Annotated in this window: 20 protein-coding genes; 15 read left to right on the top strand and 5 right to left on the bottom strand. The window is 59.9% G+C overall.

Going from position 1 to position 16050, the window contains the following annotated elements:
- Positions 1 to 30: 30 nt before the first annotated feature.
- From nifD to fdxB, 8 genes are all read left to right on the top strand, one after another.
- Positions 31 to 1533, top strand: coding sequence for a nitrogenase molybdenum-iron protein alpha chain (gene nifD, locus U1E20_RS08835; RefSeq protein WP_409980224.1), 1503 nt, complete (start codon positions 31 to 33; stop codon positions 1531 to 1533).
- 78 nt (positions 1534 to 1611) lie between these two features.
- The gene (gene nifK / locus U1E20_RS08830) at positions 1612 to 3171 is read left to right on the top strand and encodes a nitrogenase molybdenum-iron protein subunit beta (RefSeq protein WP_409980223.1); all 1560 of its coding nucleotides are present in this window, start codon (positions 1612 to 1614) and stop codon (positions 3169 to 3171) included.
- 87 nt (positions 3172 to 3258) lie between these two features.
- A complete protein-coding gene (gene nifE, locus U1E20_RS08825) occupies positions 3259 to 4929 on the top strand; it encodes a nitrogenase iron-molybdenum cofactor biosynthesis protein NifE (RefSeq protein WP_409980222.1) in 1671 nt (556 codons plus the stop codon).
- Positions 4930 to 4932: 3 nt separating this feature from the next.
- Positions 4933 to 6306 carry a nitrogenase iron-molybdenum cofactor biosynthesis protein NifN gene (gene nifN, locus U1E20_RS08820; protein WP_409980221.1) on the top strand — a complete coding sequence of 458 codons (1374 nt, stop codon included), beginning with the start codon at positions 4933 to 4935 and terminating at the stop codon, positions 6304 to 6306.
- An 18-nt stretch (positions 6307 to 6324) separates the two neighbouring features.
- Positions 6325 to 6720, top strand: coding sequence for a nitrogen fixation protein NifX (nifX, locus tag U1E20_RS08815; RefSeq protein WP_409980220.1), 396 nt, complete (start codon positions 6325 to 6327; stop codon positions 6718 to 6720).
- Positions 6721 to 6729: 9 nt separating this feature from the next.
- Positions 6730 to 7200 carry a NifX-associated nitrogen fixation protein gene (locus U1E20_RS08810; protein ID WP_409980219.1) on the top strand — a complete coding sequence of 157 codons (471 nt, stop codon included), beginning with the start codon at positions 6730 to 6732 and terminating at the stop codon, positions 7198 to 7200.
- 9 nt (positions 7201 to 7209) lie between these two features.
- Entirely contained in the window at positions 7210 to 7410 is a 201-nt protein-coding gene (locus tag U1E20_RS08805) for a CCE_0567 family metalloprotein (protein ID WP_409980218.1), read from the top strand.
- Positions 7411 to 7428: 18 nt separating this feature from the next.
- Positions 7429 to 7722, top strand: coding sequence for a ferredoxin III, nif-specific (gene fdxB, locus U1E20_RS08800; RefSeq protein ID WP_409980217.1), 294 nt, complete (start codon positions 7429 to 7431; stop codon positions 7720 to 7722).
- A gap of 31 nt (positions 7723 to 7753) precedes the next feature.
- On the opposite strand, the gene U1E20_RS08795 is transcribed toward fdxB, so the two are convergent.
- The 4 genes from U1E20_RS08795 to U1E20_RS08780 all read right to left on the bottom strand — a co-directional run bounded on the left by U1E20_RS08795 (position 7754) and on the right by U1E20_RS08780 (position 9739).
- Entirely contained in the window at positions 7754 to 8068 is a 315-nt protein-coding gene (locus U1E20_RS08795) for a hypothetical protein (RefSeq protein WP_409980216.1), read from the bottom strand.
- Positions 8065 to 8334, bottom strand: a complete 270-nt coding sequence (locus tag U1E20_RS08790; RefSeq protein WP_409980215.1) for a hypothetical protein — start codon at positions 8332 to 8334, stop codon at positions 8065 to 8067. Before U1E20_RS08790 ends, U1E20_RS08795 begins: the two co-directional genes overlap by 4 nt.
- A 16-nt stretch (positions 8335 to 8350) precedes the next feature.
- Positions 8351 to 9208, bottom strand: a complete 858-nt coding sequence (locus U1E20_RS08785; RefSeq protein WP_409980214.1) for a sulfurtransferase — start codon at positions 9206 to 9208, stop codon at positions 8351 to 8353.
- Positions 9209 to 9283: 75 nt separating this feature from the next.
- Positions 9284 to 9739, bottom strand: a complete 456-nt coding sequence (locus tag U1E20_RS08780; protein WP_409980213.1) for a hypothetical protein — start codon at positions 9737 to 9739, stop codon at positions 9284 to 9286.
- Between the two features lie 136 nt (positions 9740 to 9875).
- On the opposite strand from U1E20_RS08780, the gene U1E20_RS08775 reads away from it, so the two are divergent.
- Complete coding sequence (locus U1E20_RS08775) at positions 9876 to 11492, top strand: flavin monoamine oxidase family protein (RefSeq protein WP_409980212.1); 1617 nt, start codon at positions 9876 to 9878, stop codon at positions 11490 to 11492.
- Positions 11485 to 11931, top strand: a complete 447-nt coding sequence (locus U1E20_RS08770) for a Rieske (2Fe-2S) protein (RefSeq protein WP_409980211.1) — start codon at positions 11485 to 11487, stop codon at positions 11929 to 11931. Before U1E20_RS08775 ends, U1E20_RS08770 begins: the two co-directional genes overlap by 8 nt.
- A 109-nt stretch (positions 11932 to 12040) precedes the next feature.
- On the opposite strand, the gene U1E20_RS08765 is transcribed toward U1E20_RS08770, so the two are convergent.
- Positions 12041 to 12631: a hypothetical protein gene (locus tag U1E20_RS08765; RefSeq protein WP_409980210.1), complete on the bottom strand. Its 591-nt coding sequence runs from the start codon at positions 12629 to 12631 to the stop codon at positions 12041 to 12043.
- Positions 12632 to 12879: 248 nt separating this feature from the next.
- Here U1E20_RS08765 and U1E20_RS08760 point away from each other — a divergent pair, with 248 nt between their 5' ends.
- The 5 genes from U1E20_RS08760 to U1E20_RS08740 are packed head-to-tail and all read left to right on the top strand — an operon-like array spanning position 12880 to position 15853.
- Positions 12880 to 13200 carry an iron-sulfur cluster assembly accessory protein gene (locus U1E20_RS08760; RefSeq protein ID WP_409980209.1) on the top strand — a complete coding sequence of 107 codons (321 nt, stop codon included), beginning with the start codon at positions 12880 to 12882 and terminating at the stop codon, positions 13198 to 13200.
- A gap of 54 nt (positions 13201 to 13254) precedes the next feature.
- Positions 13255 to 13536, top strand: coding sequence for a NifU family protein (locus U1E20_RS08755; protein WP_409980208.1), 282 nt, complete (start codon positions 13255 to 13257; stop codon positions 13534 to 13536).
- Positions 13537 to 13547: 11 nt separating this feature from the next.
- Entirely contained in the window at positions 13548 to 14729 is a 1182-nt protein-coding gene (gene nifS / locus U1E20_RS08750) for a cysteine desulfurase NifS (RefSeq protein ID WP_409980207.1), read from the top strand.
- Positions 14730 to 14769: 40 nt separating this feature from the next.
- The gene (nifT, locus tag U1E20_RS08745) at positions 14770 to 14985 is read left to right on the top strand and encodes a putative nitrogen fixation protein NifT (protein ID WP_138168697.1); all 216 of its coding nucleotides are present in this window, start codon (positions 14770 to 14772) and stop codon (positions 14983 to 14985) included.
- Positions 14986 to 14989: 4 nt separating this feature from the next.
- The gene (locus U1E20_RS08740) at positions 14990 to 15853 is read left to right on the top strand and encodes an SIR2 family NAD-dependent protein deacylase (RefSeq protein WP_409980206.1); all 864 of its coding nucleotides are present in this window, start codon (positions 14990 to 14992) and stop codon (positions 15851 to 15853) included.
- Positions 15854 to 16050: the final 197 nt, after the last annotated feature.

The raw sequence follows: 16050 nt of genomic DNA, 5'->3' as shown, positions 1-16050 counted from the left end.
CGCTCTCTCCTTCAATGATCGGAGAGGAAGATGAGCTTATCACCTGCTCAGAGCGTCGCGGAAATCAAGAGCCGCAACAAGGCGCTCATCGAAGAAGTTTTGAAAGTCTATCCCGAGAAGACTGCGAAGCGCCGCGCCAAGCACCTCAATGTGCATGAGCAGGGCAAGCAGGATTGCGGCGTCAAGTCCAACATCAAATCGATCCCGGGCGTCATGACCATCCGCGGCTGCGCCTACGCCGGTTCGAAGGGCGTGGTGTGGGGTCCGATCAAGGACATGATCCACATCAGCCACGGCCCGGTCGGCTGCGGTCAGTATTCCTGGGCGGCGCGCCGCAATTACTATATCGGCACGACCGGCATCGACACTTTCGTCACGATGCAATTCACCTCGGACTTCCAGGAGAAGGACATCGTCTTCGGCGGCGACAAGAAGCTCGCCAAGATCATGGACGAAATCCAGGAGCTGTTCCCGCTCAACAACGGCATCACCGTTCAGTCTGAATGCCCGATCGGCCTCATCGGCGACGACATCGAGGCGGTGTCGAAGCAGAAGTCGAAGGAATATGAAGGCAAGACGATCGTGCCGGTGCGCTGCGAAGGCTTCCGCGGCGTTTCGCAGTCGCTTGGCCACCACATCGCCAATGACGCGATCCGCGACTGGGTCTTCGACAAGATGGACCCGAACGCCGCGCCGCGTTTCGAGCCGACGCCCTACGACGTCGCGATCATCGGCGACTACAACATCGGCGGCGACGCCTGGTCCTCGCGCATTCTGCTCGAGGAGATGGGCCTTCGCGTGATTGCGCAGTGGTCGGGCGACGGTTCGCTGGCGGAACTCGAGGCGACGCCGAAGGCGAAGCTGAACGTGCTGCACTGCTACCGTTCGATGAACTACATTTCCCGCCACATGGAAGAAAAGTACGGGATTCCGTGGTGCGAATACAACTTCTTCGGACCGAGCAAGATCGCCGAGTCGCTGCGCAAGATCGCGGGCTATTTCGACGACAAGATCAAGGAAGGCGCCGAGCGGGTCATCGCCAAATATCAGCCTCTGATGGATGCGGTGATCGCGAAGTATCGTCCGCGTCTTGAAGGCAAGACGGTCATGCTGTTCGTCGGCGGCCTGCGCCCGCGTCACGTGATCGGCGCCTATGAAGATCTCGGCATGGAAGTCGTCGGCACCGGCTATGAGTTTGGCCACAACGACGACTATCAGCGCACCGCCCAGCATTACGTCAAGGACGGCACGCTGATCTACGACGACGTGACCGGTTATGAGTTCGAGCGCTTCGTCGAGAAAATCCAGCCGGACCTCGTCGGCTCGGGCATCAAGGAGAAATACGTCTTCCAGAAGATGGGCGTGCCGTTCCGCCAGATGCATAGCTGGGACTATTCGGGCCCCTATCATGGCTATGACGGATTCGCGATCTTTGCCCGCGACATGGACATGGCGATCAACGCGCCGGTCTGGAAGATGGCGAAGGCGCCCTGGAAGGTCCAGCCCGCGCCGCTGCTGCAAGCCGCCGAATGATTGAACGGGGTCCGGCGCAAACACGCGCTGTTGAGCGCCGGACCCTTTCCTCACTCTTATGAAGTTTAGGACTTAGCCATGCCCCAGAATGCCGAAAATGTGCTAGACCACTTCGACCTCTTCAGGGGGCCGGAATACCAGCAGATGCTGGCCAACAAGAAGAAGATGTTCGAGAATCCGCGCGATCCCGCGGAAGTCGAGCGTGTTCGTGAATGGGCGAAAACGCCCGAATATCGCGAAAAGAATTTCGCCCGCGAAGCTTTGACCGTCAATCCGGCCAAGGCCTGCCAGCCGCTCGGCGCGGTTTTCGCCGCGGTCGGCTTCGAAGGAACGATCCCCTTCGTGCATGGTTCGCAGGGCTGCGTCGCCTATTATCGCAGCCATCTTTCGCGTCACTTCAAGGAGCCGAGTTCCTGCGTCTCTTCGTCGATGACCGAGGACGCGGCCGTGTTCGGCGGCCTCAACAACATGATCGACGGGCTTGCGAACACCTACAATATGTATAAGCCCAAGATGATCGCGGTCTCCACGACCTGCATGGCGGAAGTGATCGGCGACGATCTTAACGCCTTCATCAAGACATCGAAGGAGAAGGGCTCGGTTCCGGCGGAATATGACGTCCCCTTCGCGCACACGCCGGCCTTCGTGGGCAGCCATGTCACCGGATACGACAATGCTTTGAAGGGCATTATCGAGCATTTCTGGGACGGCAAGGCGGGCACCGCGCCCAAACTTGAGCGCGAGGTGAACGACTCGATCAACTTCATCGGCGGCTTCGACGGTTACACGGTCGGAAACATTCGCGAGATCAAGCGCATTTTCGGTCTGATGGGCGTCGAGGCGACCATCCTGGCCGACAACAGCGAAGTGTTCGACACGCCGACCGACGGCGAGTTCCGCATGTATGATGGCGGCACCACGCTCGAAGAAACGGCGAAGGCGCTGAACGCCAAGGCGACGGTCTCGATGCAGGAATATTGCACCGAGAAGACGCTGCCCCTGATCAAGGAGCATGGCCATGAAGTCGCGGCCTTCAACCATCCGATCGGCGTGACCGCGACGGACAAGTTCCTTCAGGAAATTTCGCGCCTCACCGGCAAGGCGATTCCGGTGGAGCTTGAGAAGGAGCGCGGCCGGCTCGTCGACGCGATCGCGGATTCGAGCGCCCATATTCACGGTAAGAAATTCGCGATCTACGGCGATCCGGATCTCTGCCTTGGCCTCGCGGGCTTCCTGCTGGAGCTCGGCGCCGAGCCGACGCATGTTCTTGCGACGAATGGCGGCAAGGCCTGGGCGGCAAAAGTCCAGGAACTGTTCGACAGCTCGCCGTTCGGCAAGAACTGCCACGTCTATCCGGGTCGCGATCTGTGGCACATGCGTTCGCTGCTGTTCACGGAGCCGGTCGACTTCCTGATCGGCAACACCTACGGCAAATATCTCGAGCGCGATACCGGAACGCCGCTCATCCGCATCGGCTTCCCGGTCTTCGATCGCCATCACCATCACCGTTATCCGGTGTGGGGTTATCAGGGCGGTCTGAACACCCTGGTGTGGATCCTCGATCGGATTTTCGAGGAGATCGATCGCAACACCAATGTTCCGGCGAAGAGCGACTATAGCTTCGACATTATTCGCTGATCGCTGTCTCGCTCCCGCGCTCAGGCGCGGGAGCGGCCCAACTCTTGCTCAATAGATCCGTTACTAACGCGACTGAGGAGAGGCTAGATGAGTTCGCTTTCGGCAACCATCCAGGATGTCTTTAACGAACCTGGTTGCGGTAAGAACGCCAACAAGTCGGAAGCGGAACGTAAGAAGGGCTGCACAAAGCAGTTGCAACCTGGCGGCGCGGCGGGCGGATGCGCCTTCGACGGCGCGAAGATCGCGCTGCAGCCGCTCACCGACGTGGCGCATCTCGTCCACGGCCCCATCGCCTGCGAAGGAAACTCCTGGGACAATCGCGGCGCCAAGTCGTCTGGTTCCAATCTCTGGCGCACGGGTTTCACGACCGACATTAACGAGACCGACGTCGTCTTCGGCGGCGAGAAGCGGCTGTTCAAGTCGATCAGGGAAATCATCGAAAAATATGATCCGCCGGCGGTGTTCGTCTATCAGACCTGCGTGCCGGCGATGATCGGCGACGATATTGACGCGGTGTGCAAGGCGGCGCGCGAGAAATTCAACAAGCCGGTGATTCCGATCAATTCGCCTGGTTTCGTCGGGCCGAAGAATCTCGGCAACAAGCTCGCCGGCGAGGCGTTGCTGCAGCATGTGATCGGCACGGAAGAGCCGGATTATACGACGCCCTATGACCTCAACATCATCGGCGAATATAATCTTTCCGGCGAATTGTGGCAGGTAAAGCCGCTTCTCGACGAGATCGGCATTCGTATTCTCTCCTGCATTTCCGGCGACGGAAAATATCGCGAGGTCGCTTATTCGCATCGCGCCAAGGCCGCGATGATGGTGTGCTCCAAGGCGATGATCAATGTCGCGCGCAAGATGGAGGAGCGCTACGGCATCCCCTTCTTCGAAGGCTCCTTCTACGGCATCGAAGACACAAGCGATTCATTGCGCGAGATCGCGCGGCTGCTGATCGAGCGCGGCGCGCCGGCCGAATTGATGGGCCGCACCGAGGCGGTGATCGCGCGCGAGGAAGCGCGGGCCTGGGCGGCGATCGCGAAATACAAGCCGCGCTTTGAAGGCAAGAAGGTTCTGCTGATCACCGGCGGCGTCAAGTCGTGGTCGGTGGTGGCGGCGCTGCAGGAAGCAGGGCTGGAGCTTGTTGGCACGTCGGTGAAAAAATCCACCAAGGAAGACAAGGAGCGCATCAAGGAATTGATGGGTCAAGATGCGCATATGATCGAGGATATGACGCCGCGCGAAATGTATAAGATGCTGAAGGATGCGCGCGCCGACATCATGCTGTCCGGCGGCCGCTCGCAGTTCATCGCGCTTAAGGCCTCCATGCCCTGGCTCGACATCAATCAGGAACGTCACCATGCCTATATGGGCTATGTCGGCATGGTGAAGCTGGTCGAAGAGATCGACAAGGCGCTTTACAATCCCGTCTGGGCGCAGGTGCGCAGGCCGGCGCCTTGGGAAAACCCCGAGGACAATTGGCAGACCAGGGCGATCGCGGAAGCGGAAGCGGAAGCCGCGGCGCTCGCCGCCGACCCGGTCAAGGCCGAGGAAACGCGTCGCGCGAAGAAAATCTGTAACTGCAAGAGCGTCGCGCTCGGCGTGATCGAGGACGCGATCCTTGCTCACGGCCTGACGACCGTCGAAGGCGTCCGCGAACACACCAACGCTTCCGGCGGCTGCGGCGCCTGCGCGGTCCGCATCGACGAAATTCTCGAACAGATGGCGCCTGTCGCGCCGGCGATCGCGGCGGAGTAATCCATGGCGACCGTGACTGTTGGCAAGAAGGCCTGTTCGGTCAATCCGCTGAAGATGAGTCAGCCGATCGGCGGCGCGCTGGCGTTCATGGGGTTGCGCGGGGCGATGCCGCTGCTGCACGGCTCGCAAGGATGCACCTCCTTCGGGCTGGTCCTCTTCACCCGGCATTTTAAAGAAGCCATACCGATGCAGACGACCGCGATGAGCGAAGTCGCGACGGTTCTCGGCGGCTATGAAAATGTCGAGCAAGCGGTGCTGAATATATATAAGCGCGCCAAGCCAGAAATCATCGGCATTTGTTCGACCGGCGTGACCGAGACGAAGGGCGACGACGTCGACGGCTATATCCGTCAGATTCGCGCCAAACACGCCGATGTCGCGAATCTTCCGATGGTTTACGTGTCGACGCCGGACTTCAAGGACGCCTTCCAGGACGGTTGGGGAAAAACCGTCGCCAAGATCATCGAGGTTTTGGTTGATGCGCCGAAGAACGCTTCGCGGCGCGACCAGACGCGCGTCAATGTTCTTCCAGGCTGCCATCTTACGCCCGGCGATCTCGAAGAGCTGCGAACGATCATCGAGGATTTCGGGCTTGCGCCGACCTTTTTGCCGGATTTGTCCGGCTCGCTCGATGGCCACATTCCTGATGATTTCACGCCGACCACGATCGGCGGCGTGGGCGTCGAGGAAGTCGCGGCGATGGGGGAGGCGGGATGGACGATCGCGATCGGCGCCCAGATGAAACTCGCCGCCGAGGCGATGAAAGAAAAGACCGGCATTCCCTATCGGCTGTTCGAACGTCTCTGCGGGCTTGAATCGAATGACGCCTTCATTGCCTTTCTGAGCGAGATAAGCGGCAGACCGGCGCCGATGAAATATCGTCGCCAGCGGGGCCAACTCGTCGACGCGATGCTCGACGGACATTTCCACATTGGCGGGCGCAAGGTCGCAATCGGCGCCGAACCTGATCTTCTCTATGACGTCGGCGGATTGCTGACTGAAATGGGCGCACAGATACATGTGGCGGTGACGACGACCCAGTCGCCGATCCTGGAGCGCGTCGCGACCGACGATGTGCTCATTGGGGACCTGGAAGATCTGGAAAATCTCGCCCGCGAACGCGGCTGCGATTTGCTCGTCACTCATTCGCATGGCCGGCAAGGCGCCGCGAGGCTGAAAATTCCCTTTTTCCGGATCGGCATTCCAATGTTCGATCGTCTCGGCGGCGGACATCAGCTCACCGTTGGATATCGGGGCGGACGCGACCTCATTTTCGATATCAGCAATCTTCTGATGGCCGACCACGAAGATAACCACGAGCCAACGCCAGAGAGCTGGCGCGATGGCGTCGAGTCGCTGCATGCGGCTACACATTGACAGAGAATTGGAGGCGTCATGAAAGTCGCATTCGCCACCCAGGACCTGAAGCGCGTCGACGCTCATTTCGGCTGGGCGAAGAATATCGCGATTTATGAGATCGGTCCCGAAGGACATGAATTCCTAGAGGCGATTCAGTTCGAAGGCGATCTCAAGGAGGATGGCAACGAGGATAAGCTCGCGCCGAAGATCGAAGCGATCAAGGACTGCGCCATACTCTACGTGGCGGCGATCGGCGGGTCCGGCGCGGCGCGCGTTGTCGCCAACAATATTCATCCGATGAAAGTCAACCAGCCGGAGGCGATCGACGATCTCCTTGCGAAGCTGGAGGAAGTGTTGCGTGGCGTGCCGCCGCCATGGCTGCGAAAGGCCCTGGCGAAAGGCAAGGAACGCGTGCTGGATTTCGAGGACTAAGGAGTAGACATGTCGACGGCTGTCGCGGAACTGGACAAAAACTCTGTCGCGGAGCTTCCTTTCATCAAGGAGCTTATCAAGGTTTGGCGCGCGCAGGACACGCATGGCGCGTGGGAAGGGAAAGGCGATCTTGAGCTTCTCGCGCCCTATATCGTCGACAAGGAGGCGCGCCGCGCCCTGCCGATTATCGGCGATCCCGATCCCGAGACGATCTGGCGGCTGGAGCTGTTCTTCAACGCCATCTGTCTGATGATCGAGCGCACGACCGGCGTGATGATTTCGCCGATGCTCAAGATGAGTCACGAGGGTTTTGGCCGCATGGTGCTCATCGGCGGCAGACTCATCGTCGTGAACAAACAATTGCGCGATGTTCACCGCTTCGGCTTCGACAGTTTCGAGAAGCTTGCCTCCGAAGGCGACAAATATGTTCAGTCGGGGGTGGAGATGATCGAAAAATTTCCCGCCGTTGCGAACTACTGAGGCGAACGCATGAGCGAGATCGACGACCTGAAGGCCGAAATCAAGAAACTGTCCGCCAAAGCGATGCAGGCAAAAATGGACTTGCACGACCTGTCAGAGGAGCTGCCAATCAATTGGAACTCCATCATGGGCGTGGCACAAAAAGCGCATGACGCCTTTGCAGAACTCGAACAAAAACGGGCCAACCTGAAAGCGTTGGAGACCGTTTAACCAGGAAAGTCGATATCCATGTCACAGGCGACACGCGACGGGCGGGATTGGTGTCCCGAATATCTTCTGGCGATCGATCCGCAGAAATGCATCGGCTGCGGGCGATGCTTCAAAGTGTGCGGACGCGACGTCATGACGCTGAAAGGCCTCAATGAGGACGGCGAGCTCGTGGCGCTCGACGATGACGAGGATGATGAAGTCGAAAAGAAGATCATGGTGATGAACGATATCGGCGCTTGCATCGGCTGCGGCGCCTGCGCACGCGTGTGTCCGACCAATTGTCAGACTCACGGCGAAGCTGCGTTATCCTGAACTACGAAGGCTGCGCGCAATGCGCGCAGCGTCATTCGATCCCCTGCTCGCGAGCCTTCCACATCGCGGCGATCCGGAAACGCTCGGCAATCGCGACAGGATCGGCAAGCATTTTCGACTCAGCCTCTTTAAGCGCCTTGAAGGCGATGTCGGCCTCCGCGCGGTTGAGCGCGACGCGGCCGGCGACATAGACTGCGTCAGGCATAATGTTAAGGATCTTCCATTTCAGCGGATGTTGGGTCACCTCGGTGAGGTCGACCGCCTCGAGTTTCCCGTCGAGATAGAGCGCGAAGCCTATCACTTCGAGCTTTCGACCGTCCTCGGTTGTTTTCACCAGAGTCGTCATGGTTCACCTTCCTGTTTGGCGAGCCAGCCATAGCCGCCATGATCCCATAGTTGAGCGAGAATCTTGTCCGCGTCCCAATCCGGGTTGCCGTTCTTCAGCGCCTGATAGTCGGCTTGAAAGCGAAGCGCGTCATCATTCTCGATCAACGCGCATGAAGCTTCCGATTTGTTACGCAGACGAAATACGCTCTGTTGGGCGTTTGAGCAAAAGAGCGCATATTCGGCGCCGTCTTCGAGCACGGCATAGTCTTGGTCGACCTCGTCCATCGCGTGGGCTCCGTTCTCACGCAGCGGCGGCCGGCGCATCTTCCGCGCGTTCCCATTCGGCCCAGGCGCCGTCATAGACAGCGACATCGTCGCGACCGAGCACGTAGAGCGCGAGCGCGTTCATGCAGGAAAAAATGCCGGATGCGCAAGTCGTGACGATCGGCTTGGTGAGATCGACTCCCGCCGCCTCGAACCGGGCCTTGAGCGCCGCTTGGTCGAGCATCACTCCAGTCTGGCCATTGACCAAATCGGCCCATGGCACGTTGATCGCGCCCGGGATATGGCCGAGTCTCTTGAAGGGAAACACGTCCGGCTGGCTGCCGTCGAATTTGCCTGGCCCGCGCGCGTCGACCAATTGTTCCGCGCCCGACGCCACATTGGCCGTCATTTGCGCATAGTCGCGAACGAGTTCTGGCCGGAACCCGGCGGTGAAGCTCTTTGGCTCGGGTCGCACGGGCGACATTTCGGTCGGGCGTTTTTCCGCGACCCATTTGCCGAAGCCGCCGTCAAGCATCGCGACATTGTCATAGCCGAACACGCGGAACATCCACCAGACCCGCGCCGCCGCGGAGCCACCGAAAAGCCTGTCGTAGACGACGACGCGATCGCCGTCGGCGACGCCAAGCAGGCCCACCTTTTTTGCAAAATCCGCCGTGGATGGCAGCATATGCGGCAAATCCGAATTCGGGTCCGCGATATGATCGATGTCGAAATGTACGGAGCCGGGAAGATGCCGGCCCCGATATTGGTTGCGCCCGTCGAGATTGGTGCTGGGATGATGCCAGGTGCAGTCGAGAATTCGAATGTCGGCTTCACTCAGGCGATCCGCCAGCCATTCGGCGCTCACAAGCGCGCCCGGGAGTTGTTCAGCCATGGATGTGCGACTCCATTTTCAGGAGGCCGTCAACGCCGCGCTGTCACGCCGGACGACCATTCATTGTCACGAGCTTTACGGACCGACAGGCAGCGGATAGCCCGGCCGAGGATGCGTGCCGTAATAGTCGGGACGCTCTGGCCAATCGCCCTGTTTGAAGGTGAACTTCACGAAGCGAACCGGCGCGCCGTTGGAGCAGGAAACTTCGGCGAATTTGATTTCCCGATCGCCTGGGCCAACCGAAAAATCGGCGACCGTCGTGCCGTCCGCCTTTTTGGCGCGAGCAAAGCCGGGCGTGCCGACGCTCCCGGCCGCGACCGGATTGGCGACGAAATTCGGCGATTCATTTTCGCCGTCGGCCGGACCGAAAGCCGGCGCCGCAAAAGTGAAGGTCGCAAGCAGGCCGCTGCGGTCCACGGGAATGTCCGCAGTCAAGGGCCGAGCCACCGAATAGATCGATAGCGTGCCGCCATTCAAATGCTCCTTGATTTCCTCAATCGAGCAATTGGCGAATTCAGATGCAAGATTCATCTAGGTCTCCTTGTAGGTCATCTTGCGCGTGTCATCGCGCACAATGGATCAAGATTCATGCCATCGAGTCCGCGCTGGATCGACGCATGGCTTGCACGCAATTTGCTTTCGATTCCTCAAGCAGGAGCGCGAATGCATGCTTGACGTAGCGATCGTCGGCGCGGGGGTGAGTGGCCTCGCGTTGGCAAGGAGATTGCGGCAGCGTGGACTGAACTTCGAAATATTCGAGGCGCGGGACCGTATCGGCGGCCGGATATTCACTGTCCCAGCACGCGGCGCAGGACTCGATCTTGGCGCCGGCTGGTATTGGCCTGAAACCCAGCCTCTGGTCGCCGCGCTGGTCGCGGAATTGGGACTGTCAAATTACGCCCAATATGACGAAGGCGGCGTGCTGCATTTGCGCGAGGCGGACAAAAAGGCCGAGCGCATCGACGACAAGCGCCTTTACGATGGCGCGCGGCGACTTCACGGCGGCATGACGACGCTCGTCGACGCGATCGCAAGGAGCTTGCCGACCGAGGCGATCAAACTCAATCACCGTTTGACGCATATCAGCGATCGCGGAGATCATGTCGCGCTGACATTCACGACGGGCGAAGATTCAGTGGATGTATTCGCCAGACAGGCAGTCTTGTCGCTTCCTCCACGTCTGCTGCGCGAGACCGTGGATTTCGCGCCGCCTCTCGACGAGGCGACCGACCGCGCCATGCTCGGCGCGGAAACATGGATGGCGGCGCAAGCAAAGGTCGCGATCGAGGTCGCCGCGCCGTTTTGGCGCGAGAGGGGCCTTTCCGGTTCGGCCTACGCCACGCATGAACAAGCTATTCTCGGCGAAGTCTTCGACGCCTGCGACATGTCGAAGCAGCTCTTTGCGCTCGGAGGATTTTTGGCGCTCGATGCTGGTCTGCGCGAAACCTTCAGCGTCGGATTGCCGCTTTTGATCGCGAGTCAGCTCGGCTCGATCTTTGGCGCCGACGTCGAGTGTCTCGCGACGCATTATGTGGATTGGGCGCAGGAGCCTTTGACCTGCAGCGCCGCCGATCGCGCCGGCGAGCCGTCCGATCAAACCGGCGACGTCGCCAATCCGCTGCTGCGCCGCGCTCTCTGGGACAAGAAGCTCTATTTCGGCGGGTCGGAGACGGCCGTGCGCAACTCCGGCTATATTGAAGGCGCCCTCGACTCGGCGCGCCGCGTCGCCCGCGCGCTCGCCGCTCTTGCGGAGAAGCAGGGCCTCGTGGCGGGAGCGGACAGCGAAGCCATCGCGCATCTAGGGCTCAATGAAGCCAGCCTGATCCAATTTCGCGGCTGGGTCGACGGCAGGTCGGACGCCATCTTCGAAGACTATCGTCGCCGACTGACGAAGGGGCTGGCGTCGCGGGAGCGCGACAGCTTGACGCAAATCGCGTTGCTCGGCGCGATCGAAGATGTCTTTCAGCAGGCGCTCGCGGTTCTCGATTCGCTTCCCTTCGATCTCGCGACGACGAAAGTCGAGCTTGGCCGCGTTGAGCTGGTGCCGCGGATTCAACAGCCTTTCGGAGATTTGATGCAGACGATCATGGACGATGTCGTCGCCTATAATCAAACCTCCTGCGCCCTATCGAATTTTCCCAGCGAACATCGTCTTTCGGGAGAGTATAAGTCGGCGATCCTGCAGGATATCGCCGGCGCCTGGCGAGAGTTCTCGCTCACGGCCAATCGACGGCTTCTCGAAAGGAAGAATTCGGCATGCGTAGGAGCTCCCGCCAATGACTGAGACTGCGACGTCACAGGCGGACGCGCCTGAATCCGAATTGATCGCCTATGTCGTTTGCGGTCTCAATGAAATCCCCAGTCGGAGAGCCCGCGGGTTTCAACTCGTCATTGTCGATGAGAAAGGCGAAGAGAAGCCGCTGCCGATCATCGTCGTGCGATGGGGCAAGCAGGTGTTCGGCTATCTCAACATTTGCCCGCACGACCACGTCAATCTGGATTGGGAGCGCAATCAGTTCCTCGACTCCAATGGTTTGCGGCTCATGTGCGGCAAGCATGGCTCGACCTTTGAGATCGGGACCGGCGCTTGCGTCGATGGACCCTGTCTGGGGGATGGACTGACGCCGGTCGCGCTCCGGGTGATCGACGACGAAATTTGCATACTGGGCGTCACCCTCGCGGAACAACCCGAAGATGACGAGGAGCCGCCGCCCGAAGGATAGGCTCCGAAGCGCTTAGAGATCGCCGGCTAAACGCAAGAGAAGCGAAGGCGCCGATCGCTTGACCAGCGCTTTTTTGGCGGCCGGCCGGCGATTGGCGCTTTACAGAACTCTACACCGGCCGATTTTCATTGCGGTTCTTCACCGGCTCCATCCGCTCCACGCCTTGCTGATAGGCGATGATTTCGAAGGCGTCATTGAATTTTAGCGCCGCGTCGAGCAGGTAGTCGGTCTTGCCGGCCGTGTCGAGCTTCTTGATGTCGTTCTTGTCGACGCTGCAGAGGTCCATCATTTCCTTCCATACCGTGGATTCATCGCAGGGAAGGACATTGAAGACGATCTCGCCGATCTGCACGCGGAACTTCGACAAGAGATCGATGTTGTTGCAGAACATGAAATAGACGCCATCGGGCGAGAGAAGGTCGCCGAGCACTTCGACGACGGTTTCCAGATAGGCGAAATTATGGAGATAGCCCGCGAGGATCGGGATCGTGGGTTCGTTTTCCTGCGCGAAGGTCAACACCTGCTCCATGCAGAAATCCGGGGGGCGTTTCTCGTCTGCGACCTGCGCCTGGTATTTGAGCGCAATGTCCCCACGAAACCCGAATCGTCCAGGCTTGGTCATGGGGCCTTTCAGAACTGCGTTGAGCAGGCGGCCTTCACGCTCCAGACGAGCGAGGGCTGTCTTCTCAATCTGTGTCATCGACTAATCTCCGCTTGGCATTTGGATCGCACCCACCCGAACGGCTTCGGCGTATCAACCCGGCCGGCATGCAAAAAACCCGCCGCCCTCCATGCCAAGTTCCGCCATTGCACATGCGACAGATGTTAGGAATCTGACAATTTTTCCGCTCCGTCATCGCGAATTTTTCGCGCTGCTCCGCGGGTTCTTGATCGGCATATGTCTTGCTTTATCCGGTTTGAAACGCATGTCGGCATTGGAAACGCGTCATGATACATTTGACTAGCAGCGCCCTGGATGCCGTGCAGACCGCAATTTCGGGCTCGACCAATCCCGTCAACGGATTGAGGATCAAGGTCGAGGCCGGCGGCTGCGCCGGATTCCAATATAAGATGGGCCTCGTGCCCGAGGGCGAGCCTGACGACACCGTCATCGAACGAGACGGCGTGAAACTTTACATCGACAACAGCAGCCATGAGCTGCTCTCCGGGACGACGATCGACTATGTCGTCGCCGTGCAGGGCTCCGGTTTCACGTTTGACAATCCCAACGCACAGTCAAGTTGCTCGTGCGGCAAGTCATTCGGATGAAGCAGAGGCGGCGGACCGGCTCGACGCAGGTCTGCAAGGAATGAGGACGATCAGATGTTGCAGGAAGTGGATGCGGCGCCAACGAAGCTGATGACCAACAAGGAAGAAGTCATACGCTTGGTGATCGACGAGATACGGCCGAATCTGCGTCGTGACGGCGGCGATTGCGAACTGATCGAAATCTGCGGCAACAAGGTCATGGTGCGTCTGACCGGGGCCTGCATGTTCTGCAAGCTGAGCAGCGCGACGCTCGAGGGCATTCAGGCGAAAATCGTCGAACGGCTTGGCGAATTCGTGCGGCTTGTCCCGGTCGCTGGCGCCCCCGCACGGAATTGAGCGGGGCGGGAGTGACTCGCGTCTATCTCGACAACAATGCGACGACCCGCGTCGATTCGCGAGTCGTCGAAAAGATGCTGCCCTATTTTGCTGATGCGTTCGGCAACGCCTCCTCGACGCATCTTTTCGGCGAGGAAGTGTCGACTGCCGTCAGGGAGGCGCGTCGCAGCGTGCAGGCGCTCGTCGGCGCCGCGCATGATCACGAGATCGTCTTCACCTCGGGCGGCACGGAGTCGGACAATGCGGCGATCCTCGCCGGACTGGCCGCGACGGAGGGGCGCGACGAAATCGTCACCTCCGCCGTCGAGCATCCCGCGATCCTGTCGCTGATCGAGCATTTGCGTGACAAGCAGGGCGTCAAAGTTCACGTCATCGGCGTCGATGAGCATGGGCGTCTCGATATTGACGCCTATCGCGCGGCGCTCGGCCCGAAGACGGCGATCGTCTCGATGATGTGGGCCAATAATGAGACGGGCACCCTTTTTCCTGTTGCGAGTCTCGCCGAGATCGCGCATGAGGCCGGCGCGCTGTTTCACACCGATGCGGTGCAGGCAGTGGGGAAGACCCCGATCGACGTGAAGTCGACAAAGATCGATTTCCTGTCGCTTTCCGCGCATAAGTTGCACGGCCCGAAAGGCGTCGGCGCGCTCTATGTCCGCAAGGGAACAAAATTCAGCCCGCTGATCCGCGGCGGTCACCAAGAGCGAACCCGGCGCGGCGGCACGGAAAACACGCCGGGCATTGTCGGACTGGGCATGGCCGCCGAGATCGCCCGCGTCGGCCTCGACGAAGAGGCGGTGCAGATCGGCGCGTTACGAGACCGTCTTGAATCCAGGATATTGAAGGAGATCGGACATTGCCGCGTCTCTGGCGATCTCGAGAGCCGTCTTCCCAACACCGCCAATATCGCTTTCTTCGACATTGAAGGAGAGGCGGTGCTGACTAATCTCAATCGCGCCGGCATCGCCGCTTCCACCGGCTCAGCCTGCACGGCGGGATCGAACGAGCCCTCGCATGTGCTGAAGGCGATGAATGTTCCCGCGCAGGCGCTGCAGGGCGCGGTTCGCTTTTCATTGTCTCGCGACAACAGCGAGGCCGATGTCGATCGCGTCATGGAGGTTCTGCCTGGCGTTGTCGCTAAACTGCGCGAAATGGCGCAGACCGTCACTGAAACCCAGCCCGCCCTCACCTGACGCGGCGAGCCTGATGTTCCTCGGTTAAGGAGCCCAATACATGAAGATTATGATCCGCCGGTCTCCAGAAGCCGGGCTCTCCATCTACGTCCCCAAAAAGGATCTCGAGGAGCCGATCGTCGAGAGCGAACATGAGGGGCTGTGGGGCGGATGGATCCGCATCGCGAATGGTTGGGTGCTCGATCTTCCGGAAATGGCCGCCGAGACGACGCTGCCGATCACGATCAATGCGCGCAAGCGCGGAGAAGAGGAGTAAAGTGATGAATGCTCCTTTCGCAGGTCACATGATCATCGAGGGCGCCGAGGCCGAGAGCAAGCTGGCGGCGCTCGCGCCCGAACTTCGGAACGGCGCGATCGTGCCCTATCTCGGCCCTGAATTGGCCGAGCTCGCGGGAGCCGCCGCGCCGACGACGCCGGAGGCGCTCGCTCAGTTCTTCTCGACCAAGGTCGCGTTGCCCAAGCGCGCGAAGGGCAACGCCTGGGCGAGCGCCCAGCACATCGAGAGCATGAAGCACCGCAGCACGGTGACGGCGTTGATGAACGAGGCCTTCGCGCCGAAGGTTGAACCAACCCCGTTGCATCGCAGCCTCGCGGCGCTCAAACTGCCGATGATCGTCGACAGCTGGTATGATTCAGCCATGCGCGACGCGCTCGCCGGCAGGGACGATTGGGGCGAGGCGCAAGGCATTACCCGCGCCGGCATTGGCGAAGACCGCTGGTATCGCTTTTATGACGCGAGCGGCGCCGAGGTCGCCAAGACCGAGGCCGAAGCCTGGACGACATTGCTCTACAAGCCTCACGGCGGGGTCGCTCCGGCAAAGAATTATCTGATTTCGGACGCCGATTATGTCGAGGTCCTGACGGAAATCGACATCCAGACGCCAATCCCCGACATCGTGAAAAACCGCCGGACCGAGCGGAGTTTTCTCTTTATCGGCTGCCGCTTCCACGACCAGATGCTGCGGACCTATGCGCGTCAGATCACCAAGCGCTCGACGACGACCCATTTCGCGATCGTCACGGCTGAGCGTCTGACAAAAAATGAGCTGAAATTCCTGACTGTTCAGGGAATCATTCCGCTCGCCATTCCGCTCAGCCGAGCAAGCGAAATTCTGATCGGCTGACTCCGGCGGATTATCGACGAGGCGGCCCTCTCGCCACGAGGGGGCCGCTTCTTTTTTATTTTCATGAAACTCCTCTGGCGCGGCCAGACCGCGCTTCAACGTTAACATCAGGCACATGTTTTCGAAGTTCATGTGCGGGTATGTGACATCGCGGGGTCCGTCGGGTTTACATAAACAGGAAGCGACATTCGTCCGGC

This window comes from Methylocystis sp. (genome assembly GCF_046349115.1).
Lineage (GTDB): Bacteria > Pseudomonadota > Alphaproteobacteria > Rhizobiales > Beijerinckiaceae > Methylocystis.
The sequence above is the reverse complement of the archived record's forward strand: the minus strand, read 5'-3'. Positions and strand labels throughout refer to the sequence as shown.

What these genes read in the sequence shown, in the direction of transcription:
- U1E20_RS08775 (WP_409980212.1), top strand. Translation starts at nt 9,876, where the DNA reads ATGCTTGACGTAGCGATCGTCGGCGCGGGGGTGAGTGGCCTCGCGTTG.
- U1E20_RS08795 (WP_409980216.1), bottom strand. Translation starts at nt 8,068, where the DNA reads ATGACGACTCTGGTGAAAACAACCGAGGACGGTCGAAAGCTCGAAGTG.
- U1E20_RS08765 (WP_409980210.1), bottom strand. Translation starts at nt 12,631, where the DNA reads ATGACACAGATTGAGAAGACAGCCCTCGCTCGTCTGGAGCGTGAAGGC.
- U1E20_RS08805 (WP_409980218.1), top strand. Translation starts at nt 7,210, where the DNA reads ATGAGCGAGATCGACGACCTGAAGGCCGAAATCAAGAAACTGTCCGCC.
- nifD (WP_409980224.1), top strand. Translation starts at nt 31, where the DNA reads ATGAGCTTATCACCTGCTCAGAGCGTCGCGGAAATCAAGAGCCGCAAC.
- U1E20_RS08810 (WP_409980219.1), top strand. Translation starts at nt 6,730, where the DNA reads ATGTCGACGGCTGTCGCGGAACTGGACAAAAACTCTGTCGCGGAGCTT.
- nifN (WP_409980221.1), top strand. Translation starts at nt 4,933, where the DNA reads ATGGCGACCGTGACTGTTGGCAAGAAGGCCTGTTCGGTCAATCCGCTG.
- U1E20_RS08760 (WP_409980209.1), top strand. Translation starts at nt 12,880, where the DNA reads ATGATACATTTGACTAGCAGCGCCCTGGATGCCGTGCAGACCGCAATT.
- U1E20_RS08770 (WP_409980211.1), top strand. Translation starts at nt 11,485, where the DNA reads ATGACTGAGACTGCGACGTCACAGGCGGACGCGCCTGAATCCGAATTG.
- fdxB (WP_409980217.1), top strand. Translation starts at nt 7,429, where the DNA reads ATGTCACAGGCGACACGCGACGGGCGGGATTGGTGTCCCGAATATCTT.
- U1E20_RS08780 (WP_409980213.1), bottom strand. Translation starts at nt 9,739, where the DNA reads ATGAATCTTGCATCTGAATTCGCCAATTGCTCGATTGAGGAAATCAAG.
- U1E20_RS08785 (WP_409980214.1), bottom strand. Translation starts at nt 9,208, where the DNA reads ATGGCTGAACAACTCCCGGGCGCGCTTGTGAGCGCCGAATGGCTGGCG.
- U1E20_RS08755 (WP_409980208.1), top strand. Translation starts at nt 13,255, where the DNA reads ATGTTGCAGGAAGTGGATGCGGCGCCAACGAAGCTGATGACCAACAAG.
- U1E20_RS08740 (WP_409980206.1), top strand. Translation starts at nt 14,990, where the DNA reads ATGAATGCTCCTTTCGCAGGTCACATGATCATCGAGGGCGCCGAGGCC.
- nifK (WP_409980223.1), top strand. Translation starts at nt 1,612, where the DNA reads ATGCCCCAGAATGCCGAAAATGTGCTAGACCACTTCGACCTCTTCAGG.
- nifX (WP_409980220.1), top strand. Translation starts at nt 6,325, where the DNA reads ATGAAAGTCGCATTCGCCACCCAGGACCTGAAGCGCGTCGACGCTCAT.
- U1E20_RS08790 (WP_409980215.1), bottom strand. Translation starts at nt 8,334, where the DNA reads ATGGACGAGGTCGACCAAGACTATGCCGTGCTCGAAGACGGCGCCGAA.
- nifT (WP_138168697.1), top strand. Translation starts at nt 14,770, where the DNA reads ATGAAGATTATGATCCGCCGGTCTCCAGAAGCCGGGCTCTCCATCTAC.
- nifE (WP_409980222.1), top strand. Translation starts at nt 3,259, where the DNA reads ATGAGTTCGCTTTCGGCAACCATCCAGGATGTCTTTAACGAACCTGGT.